Origin of the sequence: Mesorhizobium sp. M0184 (assembly GCF_040322215.1) — a bacterium.
Classification (GTDB): domain Bacteria; phylum Pseudomonadota; class Alphaproteobacteria; order Rhizobiales; family Rhizobiaceae; genus Mesorhizobium.
Window position 1 is genome coordinate 57,463 of sequence record NZ_JAMYSZ010000019.1, and the last position, 14,114, is coordinate 71,576.

The 14,114-nt window shown below is 59.6% G+C and carries 13 protein-coding genes and 1 pseudogene; 4 read left to right on the forward strand and 10 right to left on the reverse strand.

The window, feature by feature from the left end; genetic code table 11:
* Positions 1 to 4 precede the first annotated feature (4 nt).
* A complete protein-coding gene (gene cysQ, locus NKJ23_RS21970) occupies positions 5 to 832 on the forward strand; it encodes a 3'(2'),5'-bisphosphate nucleotidase CysQ (RefSeq protein WP_352682394.1) in 828 nt (275 codons plus the stop codon).
* A 224-nt stretch (positions 833 to 1,056) separates the two neighbouring features.
* Here the strand turns inward: cysQ and NKJ23_RS21975 are convergent, their stop codons facing one another.
* Positions 1,057 to 1,878, reverse strand: a complete 822-nt coding sequence (locus NKJ23_RS21975) for a class I SAM-dependent methyltransferase (RefSeq protein WP_352682302.1) — start codon at positions 1,876 to 1,878, stop codon at positions 1,057 to 1,059.
* A gap of 442 nt (positions 1,879 to 2,320) precedes the next feature.
* On the opposite strand from NKJ23_RS21975, the gene NKJ23_RS21980 reads away from it, so the two are divergent.
* Positions 2,321 to 2,566, forward strand: coding sequence for a type II toxin-antitoxin system VapB family antitoxin (locus NKJ23_RS21980; protein WP_254820584.1), 246 nt, complete (start codon positions 2,321 to 2,323; stop codon positions 2,564 to 2,566).
* A gap of 147 nt (positions 2,567 to 2,713) precedes the next feature.
* Here NKJ23_RS21980 and NKJ23_RS21985 read toward each other — a convergent pair whose 3' ends face one another.
* Positions 2,714 to 4,300: an adenylate/guanylate cyclase domain-containing protein gene (locus NKJ23_RS21985; RefSeq protein WP_352682305.1), complete on the reverse strand. Its 1,587-nt coding sequence runs from the start codon at positions 4,298 to 4,300 to the stop codon at positions 2,714 to 2,716.
* 323 nt (positions 4,301 to 4,623) lie between these two features.
* Between NKJ23_RS21985 and NKJ23_RS21990 the strand changes: the two are divergent.
* A pseudogene (locus tag NKJ23_RS21990) lies at positions 4,624 to 4,805 on the forward strand (3'(2'),5'-bisphosphate nucleotidase CysQ); the annotation flags it as partial.
* 166 nt (positions 4,806 to 4,971) lie between these two features.
* Positions 4,972 to 5,205: a DUF6429 family protein gene (locus NKJ23_RS21995; protein ID WP_352508779.1), complete on the forward strand. Its 234-nt coding sequence runs from the start codon at positions 4,972 to 4,974 to the stop codon at positions 5,203 to 5,205.
* Positions 5,206 to 5,506: 301 nt separating this feature from the next.
* On the opposite strand, the gene NKJ23_RS22000 is transcribed toward NKJ23_RS21995, so the two are convergent.
* The 8 genes from NKJ23_RS22000 to NKJ23_RS22035 form a co-directional block, all read right to left on the reverse strand.
* The gene (locus NKJ23_RS22000) at positions 5,507 to 6,055 is read right to left on the reverse strand and encodes a class I SAM-dependent methyltransferase (protein WP_352682307.1); all 549 of its coding nucleotides are present in this window, start codon (positions 6,053 to 6,055) and stop codon (positions 5,507 to 5,509) included.
* A 124-nt stretch (positions 6,056 to 6,179) separates the two neighbouring features.
* A complete protein-coding gene (locus NKJ23_RS22005; protein WP_352682309.1) occupies positions 6,180 to 7,124 on the reverse strand; it encodes a PA3715 family protein in 945 nt (314 codons plus the stop codon).
* Between the two features lie 423 nt (positions 7,125 to 7,547).
* The gene (locus NKJ23_RS22010; RefSeq protein WP_352682311.1) at positions 7,548 to 7,862 is read right to left on the reverse strand and encodes a GYD domain-containing protein; all 315 of its coding nucleotides are present in this window, start codon (positions 7,860 to 7,862) and stop codon (positions 7,548 to 7,550) included.
* A gap of 76 nt (positions 7,863 to 7,938) precedes the next feature.
* Positions 7,939 to 10,239, reverse strand: a complete 2,301-nt coding sequence (locus tag NKJ23_RS22015; protein ID WP_352682314.1) for an AGE family epimerase/isomerase — start codon at positions 10,237 to 10,239, stop codon at positions 7,939 to 7,941.
* 743 nt (positions 10,240 to 10,982) lie between these two features.
* Complete coding sequence (locus NKJ23_RS34720; protein WP_502902561.1) at positions 10,983 to 11,183, reverse strand: hypothetical protein; 201 nt, start codon at positions 11,181 to 11,183, stop codon at positions 10,983 to 10,985.
* Between the two features lie 161 nt (positions 11,184 to 11,344).
* On the reverse strand, positions 11,345 to 12,415 hold the full coding sequence (gmd, locus tag NKJ23_RS22025) for a GDP-mannose 4,6-dehydratase (RefSeq protein ID WP_352682316.1): 1,071 nt from the start codon (positions 12,413 to 12,415) through the stop codon (positions 11,345 to 11,347).
* Positions 12,416 to 12,666: 251 nt separating this feature from the next.
* Positions 12,667 to 12,804, reverse strand: a complete 138-nt coding sequence (locus NKJ23_RS22030) for a hypothetical protein (protein WP_352682318.1) — start codon at positions 12,802 to 12,804, stop codon at positions 12,667 to 12,669.
* An 88-nt stretch (positions 12,805 to 12,892) separates the two neighbouring features.
* Complete coding sequence (locus NKJ23_RS22035) at positions 12,893 to 13,591, reverse strand: FkbM family methyltransferase (protein WP_352682320.1); 699 nt, start codon at positions 13,589 to 13,591, stop codon at positions 12,893 to 12,895.
* Positions 13,592 to 14,114: the final 523 nt, after the last annotated feature.

Genomic DNA, 14,114 nt, shown 5'->3' on the forward strand with positions numbered 1-14,114 from the left:
AGCGATGCTCGCCGTCTTCGAGCACCTTGCCTTGGCGGCAGGGCGCGAGGTGATGCGTGTCTTTCGTGTCGGCTGTGCGGTCGACCAAAAGTCGGACAGTTCGCCAGTGACGGAGGCGGATCGCGAGAGCGAGAAGATCATCCTTGCCGGGCTACGCGCCGCCTTTCCAGAGATTCCATGCGTGGCTGAGGAGGAAGCCTCTGCCGGCATCATGGCGCCGGATCTCGGCGACGCCTTTTTCCTGATCGATCCGCTCGACGGCACCAAGGAGTTCGTCAACCGGCGGACCGATTTCACTGTCAACATCGCGCTGGTTCGCCATGGCGTGCCTGAGATTGGCGTCGTCTTCGCGCCTTGCACCGGCCGCTTCTTTTCCGGCCGGCCGGGCAAAGCGGAAACGATCGAGATCAATGACGACTACGAGATCGTCGATCGCCAGTCGATTTCGGCAAGGGCCGGTATGGTGCCGCTGACCGTCGTTGCCAGCCGCTCCCACAACACGCCGGAAACCGACGCCTATATCCGCGCGCTTGGCGCCGCCGAGATCGTCTCGGTCGGCTCGTCGCTGAAATTCTGCCTCGTCGCCGGCGCCGAGGCGGACGTGTATCCGCGCTTCGGCCGCACCATGGAGTGGGATACGGCCGCGGGCGATGCGGTGCTACGCGCTGCCGGCGGCATGACGCGCACGCTGGATGGCGAGCCGCTCGCTTACGGCAAGCGCAACCAGAGCGATGACGAGGATTTCGCCAATCCGCATTTTATCGCCAGCGGCAAGGCTGCTCAATCCCCACAGACCTTGGTTGGGCATACCAAAGGACCGCGTCAGACCTGACCGGCGTTCTTCGGATGCACGACCTATCCCTCCGGTAAGCGCAGTTCCAGACCGGTGTGAAAGCGCAGGTGTGACATTAACTGCTGGCCGCGATCAGAGCTTCTCGGATCGACGATCGAATAGGGAAATTGGCTGTCGGAATGTGCAGCGTGACGCGATCCGCGATGCGCTTGCCCACAGTAGCGATGATCGCCACCAAGGATGGCGTCGGGAACTTCGCGCTCTCAATCCGAATTGTGTTGCTCGGGCCGTTCGGCGATAAAGAGAGTATCGGGGAGAAGCCCAAGACGCTCGCGATCGGCGGCAGGTATACGGTCTGAATGTATTCGAGCAACCGTAAAACCCACGTCCTCGATACGCTCCTTGATGTCGGGACCGTAGGCTCGCAGGTGATCTGATCCGCCGAAGCGTTCGTCGCGCTCGCTCCGTGACATGGATGGCGTCGCTTCGAGCGTTTGACGATAGATAAGCGGTACTTGGATCCAGACCTGTCCTCGAGGCTTAAGGGATGACCAAACTTGCCGAAAAACATGCCGATCGTCAGGTACGTGCTCCATGACATGACACAAGACGACAATATCGAGATCGCTGATGCCGTTCATGTTCATTAGGTCAACCTGCACGGTATCGGGGCCGTACCGTCCGGGCTCGATATCGCCTTTAATGAGGTTGCCCGCCTGAGATAGTCTCTTTGAAAGCCCCTTCTCGCTCGGCGCAATCTGGAGAATTCTAAGCGGTCCCGCCGGAAGCCCGAGAAGCTTACGGTCTAGAGCACAAATCAAAAACCGCTCACGATCCAGGGCATGACAAAGCGGGCAAATAAGCGTGTATCGCCCGAAACGGTAAAAAGCCGCCACACCGCGATCGCAGGCATTGCAGTGATGAGCCTTCCTCGTCGGGAGGAGTGTCAGGGTGAGGGCTCTCAGCCAATCTCCGTACGAATCAAGTTTGCGTGTGACCCGCCGCGTTGTGATACGATCAGCATAGCTGCGAAAAAGAGATAGAAGTCGGTTTCCTCGAGCGTTGTTCCACGATGGTTTCAGCATGTCGGCCTTCTAAGGTTTTTGACCCGAGGACCGATAATTAGCGCCCCCTGATATAACGTCGAGTCAGCGGAGCAGCAGGAGATTCGCCCCGTCATGGCATCGACCGTGATATCGAGCAGACCGGTGATCTCAGCCAGCGGCTCGTCGAGCACCGGTCAAGTCCAGACCCAAGCCGATCTCCAATCCCAATACAGGATCGGCAACCTCACAGATCGCGGCCACTCCCGAAAGGTATCCGGAACGCCGCTTACCGATCAGATATGCTCGGGGTCTGTAAACAACAGGGTTCGGTCCCTATCCAGCCTGCGGCAAGCGAGGCGCAGCCGCCAACTCGGTCGGTTGGCGTGGCCGATTCCGTTGGTGACCCTTCCGGTCGACGCTCCCCGGACCTTCACACGGTGTGCTATATACCGATGCACTTGAACGGCTATACGAGCGAGTCATGGCGTTCCACATCAAAAATCCCGAGACCGACGCACTGGCCCGCCGGGTCGCCGCACTTAAAAGGACTGGTCTGACAGAGGCCGTCCATGCCGCGCTCAAGCATGAGCTTGAGCGCGAACAGGCTAGACCGTCCCTCGTAGAGATCGGCGTCAGGTTCTGCCGTGATCTGCGAGCCCGGGGCAAGCCTGATCACGGCAGGCCCGCCGACAAGGCGTTTCGCGACAGCCTGTACGAGAATGACTGATGTTCATCGACGCCTCGGCCCTGACGGCGCTGATGACCAACGAGGATGATGCGCGCGAACTCCTGGCCGGGACCCGGCGCGGCTGAACGGTGTTGAACCGGACTTTACTTGGCTGGCCACGGTCCAGATTGGATCACGTTCAAGAGCCTAAAATGCGGCGGGCTTGCTTCGGATGGTTAAGGCCAGGAGCGCCTCCGAAAGTCGTTTCTTCGCCCGCTCCACCCCGTTCTCGTCGATTGCCTCAACATCGAGGAACAAGTCGAGACCAGTCGCATGCTCGCTGATGACCTGAGGGCGCTGGGCGAGTTCACCCAGGAGGCCCTCGACTTCGTAGGGGACAACCTCCCGGCTGATCCCCTTCATGGCAATCGGTGCTAATGGACGCGCCCGGACAAGGTCGCGCACGAGCGCGTAAGTCTCATAGCTGAGGCAGATGCCGCCGGGCTCGGCAATCGACTGCAGCCGGGCCGCCAAGTTCGCCTCGGCTCCAATGATCGTGTAGTCCATCCGATCGTCGGAACCGAAGTTCCCAACATTGCAATAGCCCGTGTTGATGCCCATGCGAGCTCGGAAGGGCCGTTCAACTCCGCGGTCATGCCACACCCTGTTCAACTGCTCCAGCCGACGCTGCATGTCGACAGCCATGCGCAAGCAGGCTCTCGCGTCTTCCTCGACGCCTTGCGTCTCGGGGTCTCCGAAGAACACAAGAAGCGCGTCGCCGATGAACTTGTCGACGGTGCCGCCGTGTTTGAGCGCGATCGTCGACATCTCGGTGAAGTACTCGTTGAGGAGAAGCGTCAGGTCCTCAGGCTGGAGCCGTTCCACGATCGCGGTGAAATCCTTGACGTCGGAGAAAAAGATCGTGAGCTTCTTGCGCTCGGTCGCGATGGTGACGTCCTTCTGGCCGCTGAAGATGCTTTTGTAAATTTGAGGCGAAAGGTATTTGGCGATCTTCAATGAAATCGCGGCCAGGAAGTCGTTTGCCTCCGAAAGCTCCTTGTTGATGCCCTGAATCAACGCGGACTGCCGACGCTGCAGGAGAATGAACGTCAGGCCCGCCGCCGCCGCGAAACCGAAATATAGGAGCAGATACTTGAAGGTCAGCACGTTCGCAGCGATAGGCTGATTGACTGATATCTCCTGGATCCCTCGGACATCCCCTACCTTCCAGTCCGTCTTGGGGCTGTCCGGGTGTGAGTTATGGCAGGTCACGCAGACTTGTCCCATTACAACAGGGGCCGCGGCGCGGACCTGCCGGTCAAACAGTGAGCCCGAGACCTCGATGATCGGCTCCTTCGGGTTGGCGCGCAAAGCCAAGATTGCATTCCGCTCGAACGCATCGAGCTGGTGGGGCGCGCGACCTTTGAAAGGCAGATCCGAGACGAACCGATATTTGACCGAGCCGTCGTGAGCGCTGATGCGCTTGCCGAGTTCGATCGAGAGGGTTGCTGGAATAGGGATCGCGCCTGGGACGTCCCGGTAGTTGTGCGTCGCAGTCACGGCGCCGTTAGCTTGCAGCACGCGTCCCACGACGTCGCTGCCGTAGAATCCGCGCATTTCGTCGATGATGCGGCTGATTTCGCTGGCTTGCCTGCGCAGCATCCGTTCCGACAGGTCTCGGAGGTCGAGCCAGGCTGCGACGGGCAGACCGACAAGGCCGATGACCACTGCCGCCACCAGGAGCGGTCCCATGGTGCGCTGCTGACGCGCAATCTGTTCACCCAGTCCAGCCATTGTGCAAGCGCCCGGCCGTCTTAGTATGTGAACTATAGCTCATTCCCGGCAAGGTACCAGAGTCAGTCTTGGCTCGATGAAAACACGTCAGCCCTGCAATTCGGAACGACCTTGAGCGGTTGTTGCGAAGCCCCGACCCTCACAGCGGATTTCGCATTCTGGCGCTGGACGGGCAGTGAATCAGTGAAGGGATGTCGCAAAGTCGGTTGTGGCCCGGAATGCGCTCCGCGATTAACCGCTCAGGGGTCAAAAATTCACCTCTGGCAAGGTTGAGACTTCTGCGGTCGGAGAGCGGGTCGGAAAAGAAAGCGTCCCGCAAAACGTATCCGCGCTTCGGCCGCACTATGGAGGACCCTGCGGCGGGTGACGTGGTACTGCGCGCTGCCGGCGGCATGACGCGTACGCTGGACGGTCAGCCGCTCGCCTGCAGCGCAACCAGAGCGACGACGAGGATTTCGCCAATCCGCATTTCATTGCCAGCGGCAACGCTGCTACGGCCGCTTAGGCATCATGATGAACTCCAATCCCGTTCCCGGCTCGTCGCCCCCCAATGACGCCGTCGCGGATGCGACGCCTGAGTGAGGCACTTGTTTTCAGGCGAACGCTCGTGGCAGGGAGCAACCATCCGGTGTGGATCGTGCAGCGGCGCTTTCGCGTGTTAAACTGCTTGCATGGAGATCGACACCGACAAGATCGACGACGCCGTTATGGGCCTGCTTTGGCTGACGCTGCATGAAGAGAGGCGCGCCTGGAAGGGGTTGGATTGGAATGCTCTGGATCGCTTGCACGAGAAGGGGCTGATCGCGAATCCGGCAAACAAGGCGAAGTCAGTGGTTCTGACAGATGAAGGACTGCGGCGTGCTGAGGAGCTATTCCGAACCCTGTTCACTCGCCCGGCGCCCTGAGCCAGAGCGCTGGACGGGCGCCTGCGAGCTGATAGCGCACATGGCTGAATTTCGACACCGGCGGCGCGCTGACCGCAGGCGGGACGGCCAGTGCTCTCGCCGTGGCGGCCAAATTGGTATTCGTCACCTACGCCAACGGGCGCATCCAGTCTGTTAAGGCAGTGGCAGAGAACACCGCAGCCGCGAGATGCTTCTCCCGGCGAATGGGCGCTCCGGGCCGAGTTGCAGCCAGCAGCGGGTCGGCGCCGCTGCTGACACATGGGATGTTAGTGGGGCAGATTCCCACTGGCGATGCGAAATCTTACGGCTGCGGATTTCCGAAGGCAGGTTTCTCAAGCACCAGCACATGACTACCAAGAGGCGATGTGTGAGTGCTCTTGACCTGGAAACCCTCGTCAGAGAGCGTTTCAATGAATTCGGCATCCGTTCCAGGCGGAACGCGGGCAACGACGTTTGACGTGCGCCTCACAATATTGGAAAGCACCCTTCGCGCCTTGCCTGGGCCGATGTTGCGCTGCATGTGCTGATAGACGGCCAGCAGCAGGACGATGTCGTATTTGGGTAGAAGGATATTGCCGAGGCGCCGGCTGCCAAGATTCAGGCGATCGAACTTGGCATGTACCGGAGAGCCGCTCAACAACATCTTTGCAGTCTCGATATGCGGCTTGGCAATGTCGATCCCATGGATCGAACTGGGTTTCAGCTTGGATATCTCATAGGCGACAACACCCATATTGCAGCCAACATCGAGAATGGATTTTCCGGTGTAGTCGACCTTTGCGGAGAATAGCCCGTCAAGTCTGTCGTCCCACGTTCCGGCAAAACCCCTTTTGAATCTTGACCACCACAAATCATCAGCTCCTTTGAGAAGAGCCCCCTTGAGCGCCTCCTAGCACGAGAGAATTAACGGTCGATACCCGTTCAACTGGAATTGATGACATTGACGAACCAAGGCAGGGACGTGTGCGACCGCCTCACAACCCCATCACCTTGAGTGCCGCGGGAACCGCATAGCGGCTGCCGTCATAGCGCAGCCGATAGGTACGCTTCACAGGCTTGCCAGGATGGGACTGGCATTCGCCATTCTGGTCGGGGGAGGGATTATCGGTATTCGACCGCTCAACCGCGGTGATATCGTGATAGCCATGATGGCTCGCCGGACTTATCGCCAGGCTGACCTGGCTGGAATGAAACGATCCGGCGCAACTGGCATCGCTATCGCCGCCATGGCCGGCCACCACGAGACCGTCGAGCACCAAGCGAAGCGCATCGTCGGCAAGGGCGTAGAGCCGCAGGTCGGTTTCAGTGAAGGGAGTGGCCTGCGAATGGTTTGCCATTTCGATGCGCAGGCCGAAGGCGGTGACCTCAGGGGCCAGTGCATAACGGCGGGTGTCGAATTCGACCATGCGGATGGGGATGGCATCATCGGTCATCAGTCCAGGCTGGAGCAGGCGCTGGCGCACCCGCAGGCTCTTTCTATCGACGACCAGTAGCTCGATGTCGCCGACATGCAGGTGGTCGCTGTTGGCGCTGTCGATCAGCGGTACCGCGACCAAAAGCAGGTCGTCATGAGCCGGCCAGATCTTGCAGGCCAGGCCGAATGGCGCATCGCTCTCCGGGAGCGTTGAGGCGATGCTGGTGTGGGGTGCAAGCGTGAATGAGGCGCCATCGGCGCTCTTTCGGGCCTCGGGATAGGCCTGCTGCACCAGCGCGGCGGCATCGCCGCAATCGCCGGCCGCTGCCCGGGCGGGCGACAGGCTGGCGAGGGCGGCGCCGAGCAACAGGACGGGCAACACTATTCGCATGGAGTTCTCGCGTCGCAGGGCCGGGTTCGGCCAGGGCCCTTCTACGCGAGATTGGTGGCGGCGCACAGGGTGTAGGGAAGTGACGGCTAGCTCCACCCGCTGCGTCAGGACCATAGGTATCCTGGAAAGTCGTAAAGTCCGAGCTCGCTTAGGGACGGTGATCATGAGAACGCCGCCCGAGCGGCCAATTTTTGCCAATGCTGTTCGAGCTACCTGAAACAGATACTGACAATGTGATCTCGATTGTCTTGTCGCGCTCCGATTAGATAAAGAAGCGCTCCGACAAGAAACCTCTACAAAACCGGACCTCGCCGATCCGTCAAGCGCACCTTCTAGGGTGTACATTCCAAAATTAACTCGGCATGACCTCCGTTTCTGACCCCTGAGCCGGGCGCGTTCGCTGTCGGCGCGGTATCGAAGCAGAACCAATGCCGCGCCTGCTTCGGCTTTCCGAAACCCCAGCGTGTCTTCCTTGAGACTTGGCAGCACGGCGCGTTCAATCGGAACCGTGCTGCCTTCAATGTACAGCCAGTCCAATCATCCGGCGAGCTTGTAAACGCCGGCAGCCTTTTTGGCAGCTGCGAGCGCCGCCTTCATGTCGAGTTCTTCGAGGACAACCAGGTCGTTTATCCAGCCGCTTGCCCGGACCGCCAGTGCTAGGTCCATCCCATCGGCCTGGTCCGGAACCTCAGCATTGATGACAATATCATAGGCGCCGCGAGTAAACATCATACCGGATACCTTGCCATCAACGCTTTCCAAAACCGCCTTGATTGCAGCTTCTCGGTCTGAGCCTTGCATCAATCCCTTGTAGGCATGGGGCGGACAGTTTCCCAGGATTGTCACTTTCATGGGTATTCCTCCCGATCCTTGTACTAGTTTCGTTATTGGTCGTTTGACCAACACGGAGCTATGGCGGACGGTTGGGTCAGCCGTAACCCTGCATCGCAACGCTTTTGCTCACATCCAAAGCTGGCAGCGGGAAAGGTTCGACTTGCCCTGCGGTCTTGTCCAGATACTGCATCAAGGCCGTCACTAGGTGGTAGAAAATGCTCGCGGGCACCTCCGTCGCCAGTGACCTTCCGCGCTCGTCAATTCTGTCGATCCACAAGCCTAGCGGTGCGGGATCGATATGCCATTTGAAGAGGCGGGCGACACGAGCTTCGATCTCAGGTTTCAGATCAGGCCCGCCGATGCCGTCCAGGGCGACGGCCGCCTTGACGGCTTCGCATTGCGGCCAGCTGCGGGAGAGCCGGTCGAAGGGAATTCCCTGCCGCGACACGGCTGCATAAGCCAGGCCCGTGGCCCGGTTCAATCCGCTGGCGATCGCCGACGAATAGAGCTTCCTTGCATAGGCTGCCAAGTCTTTCTGCCCGCTTGCCCGCGCGAAATCGATGAGGAGCGAGGCCCATTCGAAATGGTGCCCTGGTTCGGTCCACTGTCCCTCCTCTCCCGGCAACGGTAGCCAATCGACATCGAAATGTTCCCCAAGCGTCCAGCTCTCCTGATCGAAGAAATGGCACCGGAAGAGATCGACGACACGTGCCGCCCGACGGAGATATGCACGCTCGCCGGTGACGCGATGCCAGGCAAGGAAGGATTCCAGCATGTGCATGTGTGGGTTCGAGAACCGCACCCCCTTCCAGCCGGGGATCTCGAGGAAGCCGTTCAGGCTGACGTCCTCGAGATGGGTGTCGATGAAATGGAACGTCTCTTGTGCCAGCTGCAGGGCATCCTGATGGCCGCATCGGTGAGCATGGGCAAGCGCCAGGAGCACGCAGGAATGGTCGTAGGCGTCCTCCGTCGGGTCAGCCACGCTGCCATCGGAATTAAGGGTGCGCACCCAGCCACCGCGTTCGGTGCGGCCGTGTTTGGCGATGAACTCGATGCCGTGGTCGATGAGCTTGTCGGCCGGTCCAACCCAGCCGCGTTCTTTGGCCACCGCGAACGCGTAAATCTGGCGAGCCATCGTCCGCATGCGCTTGGGTTTGCCCAACGGCCTTGCATCGAAACCGAGCGCCTCGTGGAAGCCGCCATTCGCATCGTCGACACCTGCAGTGGACCACAGCGGCAGGGTTTCGTTGAAGAGCCAGTGCTCGACCCGCTTGCGCCATGACCCGCTGATGATGACCCGGTCGTCCGACCCCGTGAACTTCGTTTCAAGGCGTCCGCTCTTCTCGAGTTGTTCGACGACTTTCTTCACCTTCTGGCTGTGGCTGACAGGAGCGACGAATACCGCGTCCGGTGTCGTCACCACCGCCACATGCTTCATTCCAATGACTGTCAGCAGTCTGCCCTGGCTTCTGAGATAGGAGTTGCCGCAATCCATGGCGACAACGTCGCCCATTACGACATTGCCGTCGCGGTCCGTCGGGCTGGCCTCGAGCAGCGATTGCCACGATCCAAGGTCGTTCCAGCGGAAGGAAGCCGTAACCATCGCAATACCGCGTGCATGCTCCATGACTGCGTAGTCGATCGACGTTGACGGGACAGCCGAATAGAAGCCCTGGGGCAGGTAGATGCCCAAGACGTCGGTCCGTGCAGCCTTATGGGCCCGTTCCGCGGTGTCCCAGATGTCTGGCCGGAACTCGAGAAATGCCTTCCGCATCGTGTCGGCACGAAACAGGAAGATGCCGGCGTTCCAGTAGAATCTTCCCGAAGCCACATATTTGCGGGCCGTCTCGGCATTGGGCTTTTCGACAAAATGTGAAATGGCGGCCCCGCCGTCACCATTTGCCGTAACCTCGATGTAGCCGTATCCGGTTTCGGGATGGGTCGGCCTGATGCCGAATACGACAATGCTTCCTGAATCGGCGGCAGGCATGCCAGCCTCGACGGTTTGCCAGAATTGCATTTCGGTCGATATCTGATGGTCGGAGGGCACCACGAGCACAAGCGCGTCACCGCCATATTCGGAGATCGTCTGCAACGTGGCTATGGCCACCGCAGCGGCGGTATTGCGGCCGACGGGCTCGAAAATCGGTCTGCCGCCGTTCAGGCCGAGCGGACCGATGTCCGAGATAACGCGGTCGGCATGCCGTTCGGAGGCTATCAGATAGATCGGCGTCTCGCCGTCCGAGCGCGTCTTGAGGCGTCGGACAGTCTTCGCAAGCATCGAGCCGTCGCCCGAAAGGTCGTGGAATTGCTTGGGATTGTCTTCGCGTGACAGCGGCCACAGCCGCGAGCCGACGCCCCCGCTCATCACAAAACTGACGATCCGCTCCGGCATGATCCAGGCCTCTCAAAATTTCTGGTTGTAGGCTCCGACCTCTGGATTGCGGCGCAGCACGGCATCGACAGCCTCGAACATCTCGCGACGAAGACGAATGTGTTCGGCCTGGCTTGTCCGACTGTGTCCTGGGTCACGCATTTTGCTCGGCTCTTGCGCAGACAGACGTAGCACGCTGCCGGGCGGGAGGCTCCTTCATGAATTGGGGTAGCCCTAACGCCCCGATTGGCACCCCTAGTCCAATAGGAGCATGCCTGTCGGCGACCGAAAGGATGTCTCGTGCGTGCTGCTCGGGCTGACGACAAGGGTGGGCTGGGCGGCAATATGCCGGTGACCGCGTTCAAGTTCCGGTTCCGCGAGAATGGCGACGAAAGGCATTTCGGAGGCTGGCTCGCCTTCTCACGGCTTTCAAGGAATCAGCGGAACGTCGTCTGTTCAGAGAAGGAATGACGGATTACGCCGCGCTCTGATTGGACCGACACAAACGGCGAGTACCCGAACGCACGTCCGCGAGATCGATACCTCACGCGCAACCTGGCGTTCAACCGCCGATGGCAGGTCTCGCCGGAATGAGAGATGTCATTCGTGGACAGGACGAGAGCGGCTGCCGCCCACTCTGCCAAGGGCGCAGGCCCATAGGTCCAGAATTGGCGGGGTCTATCTTTCGTGAAGTTGCAGGCACGCCTAGGCCGAAATACTCCCAAAGCGAGGTGAACCAAGCGCTTTTCTGGAGTCGGAGAACTTCAACTGGGGACGCTGACCGGCAACTCCCGGCGTGCCAAGTCGATTTTCCGGAACGGCCCCGAAGGCGGCAAGCGGATCGTCTGCGGCTCCGCGCGCAGCGGCGTGTTGCGTTCGGCCGAACGGAGATCGCTTTGCTGGCGATCCTCGTCGGCTTCCGTCATGGTCGGGTCGAACTCGAACAGAAGGTCGCCAGCCTTCACGCTCTGTCCATCGCGCACGTGGGTAGCGCGGACAACGCCCCTCTCTAAAGGCTGGTGCGCCCGCTTGGCACGATCTTGCCGGTCGCGTTTGCGACGATATTGATGCTGCCAAGACGCACATCACAGAGCCGGTAAGTGTTGTTCATGACCGGTGGCGCTTTCTAGACGCTACTGTCCATATGCCAGCTCTCTCGCTCCAGACGTTTCAGATCGGCGGCCACCATTTCCGCCACGAGGTCGCTGAACGTCGTCTTCGGCGACCAGCCGAGCTTTGAGCGGGCTTTCGCCGGATTTCCCATCAGGAGATCGACCTCCGTTGGACGGAAATGGCGTGGGTCGATTCGGACGAGGATCCCTCCTGTCTTGCCATCCCGGCCGATCTCGTTCACCCCCTTACCTTCCCAGACGATGACGCGGCCGACTGCCCGAAAGGCACGCTCTACGAACTCTCGAACCGAGTGGGTTTCGCCCGTGGCGAGGACGAAGTCGTCTGGCTCGGCGTGCTGAAGAATTCGCCACATGCCCTCCACATAGTCGCGAGCATGCCCCCAGTCGCGTTTCGCATCCAGATTTCCAAGATAGAGGGCGGACTGAAAGCCTCGCTCGATACCTGCAACCGCACGTGTGATCTTGCGGGTCACAAACGTCTCGCCGCGCGTGGGGCCCTCATGATTAAACAGTATGCCATTGGAAGCGAACATTCCGTACGCTTCACGGTAGTTGATCGTGATCCAATAGGCATAGAGTTTGGCCGCCGCATAGGGAGAGCGCGGGTAGAACGGCGTCTTCTCCGTCTGGGGCACCTCCTGGACTTTGCCGAACAGCTCGGAGGTTGACGCCTGATAAAAGCGCACCCGCTCTCCCATCTTCAGGATGCGGATGGCTTCAAGCAGCCTGAGTGTGCCAAGGGCATCGGCGTTGCCGGTATATTCAGGCGTCTCGAAGCTTACCTGGACATGGCTTTGGGCCGCCAGATTGTAGATTTCGGTAGGGCGCGTCTCCTGAACGATGCGAATGAGATTGGTCGCATCGGTCAGGTCGGCGTAGTGGAGAAAAAAGCGTGCGTCCGGTTCGTGCGGATCGACGTAGATGTCGTCGATGCGTTCGGTATTGAAGGAGGAGGATCTGCGTTTCAGTCCGTGGACAGTATAGCCGTTCTCCAGCAGCAGTCTGGCAAGGTAGGCACCGTCCTGACCGGTCACACCAGTTATAAGCGCAATGCGATCTGTCATCGGGTCCATCCAATCCTTGAGGGCTGTGGTGGCGCCGTCGACGGACGGTCTGCCCCCACACTCCTCTAACGAAAGGCGAAAGTGCCTTGTTCGGCCAGAGTGTCATTGTGGGAGGCACGCCAGCAAAAGGAGGTAATCCCCACCGCTCAATGCCCGTCACAGCCACTTCCCGTGCGTCTTTCTGCTTGGCTAGCCTCTTCAGCCTATGCTCCTATGGCATGGACGTAGCCGCCCTGCCGCGAGCCGTCAGTTCACAAGCGCTTGCGCCACCGCTTCTCCGGGAGCTGCATGCCGGCCATGCTACCGTCGGCAATGCCGAACATGTGGGTCGGCTGATCAGTGCGGCGCGGGCGATGCCTGCCGAGAAACGGTTCGCGTTCGGCCTGCATCTCGGGTCACCTGGCAAGCGTGGCGTCAGGTTGTTGCCGACGATCCCCGCCACCGACGGCGGCTTGTCGAAAGTTCTCGTAAGGCTTGTTATCGCGTCAGCAAAAATGACAATTCGTGGCCCGCAGGCGAAACATGGAACAGGGTGTAACCCTGGCCCTTTATCGCTTCCACTGTTCGGTAGGTTTGCTCCACCGGAGTGCGGTGCCACCAGTGGTGAAACTCGACGAGAATCTGTCTCGGTAAGACATCAGATCCAAGCACCTCTGGAAGGACGTCGTGCTCTGCCCCCTCGACGTCGAGTTTCAGCACATCGATAGTTGCCAGTCCGAGCATATCCAGGATAGTAGAGTAACGCCTCACGTTGCAGACAATGCTCTTGCCTGTAACCAACTTCGTGGAAAAATTGCTGCGTGTATCATCTTCGGACACAGCAAACGTTTGCTCCCCGTCGAAATTAGATATTCCCAAGGGGTAGATCCGCACAGTGGGGGGTAATTCCTGAGCGGCAATCCAATCAAGACTGGCCGGAGTCGGATCAAACCCAAAGACCTTTGCACCGAATACTTTGCTGACTTCCAGATCAAATGAAATATCGTCCCCTAAGCCAAAGGAAAGAACAATAGGGGAGGGGGCGCCTAGAAGAGGTTCGACCGCAACGACCCAACCTCCATATGCGGAGCCGAGTTTTTGTGTAGGAATAGAGCATTCGGGCCGGAGAAGATGATCGAATCCTAAGGCCGCTCTTACAACTCGCTTACAATACCGGAGCCGATCTGGATTGTACATCAATAGTTGCCTTTGGCTTATTCCTAGTAGCTCTTCCGCTTGACTGCGCCGTCCTCACTGTTTCCGCCGTCCTCACTATGTCCAAAATAGACACCAGCGCCAGATGGGGTCCAGTCTGGCCTAACGCGGAGCGGCTATCGCCCTGTGAATTTTACATCGATGAATTTTACATCGATTCCCTCCCGCGACCAGAGTGTCATTGTGGCAGGGGCTCCAACAAAAGGAGGTAATCCCGTCTCTCGGCGTTCGTAACAGATGCTGCGGGAGCATCGCCTTGGGCTCGGCCAACGTCTTCGCCCTACCGCGTAGGAAGTAGCCGCTCGCTGCGAGCGCCGGCTCACGAGTCCCTACGCCGATGCCCTCGTCCCCGGGGGCCTTGCCGGCTACTGCGGAGCCAAGAAGTGGCAATCCTGTTCGTTGCGGAGCTGAACGCAGGTAGGGCGGGCAGTTCGAATCGGCCTTGGCGGTTGCAACGAAATTGATCTTGGGTTCGCCGAGCGGAGAGATCGGGCTTGTTGAACAG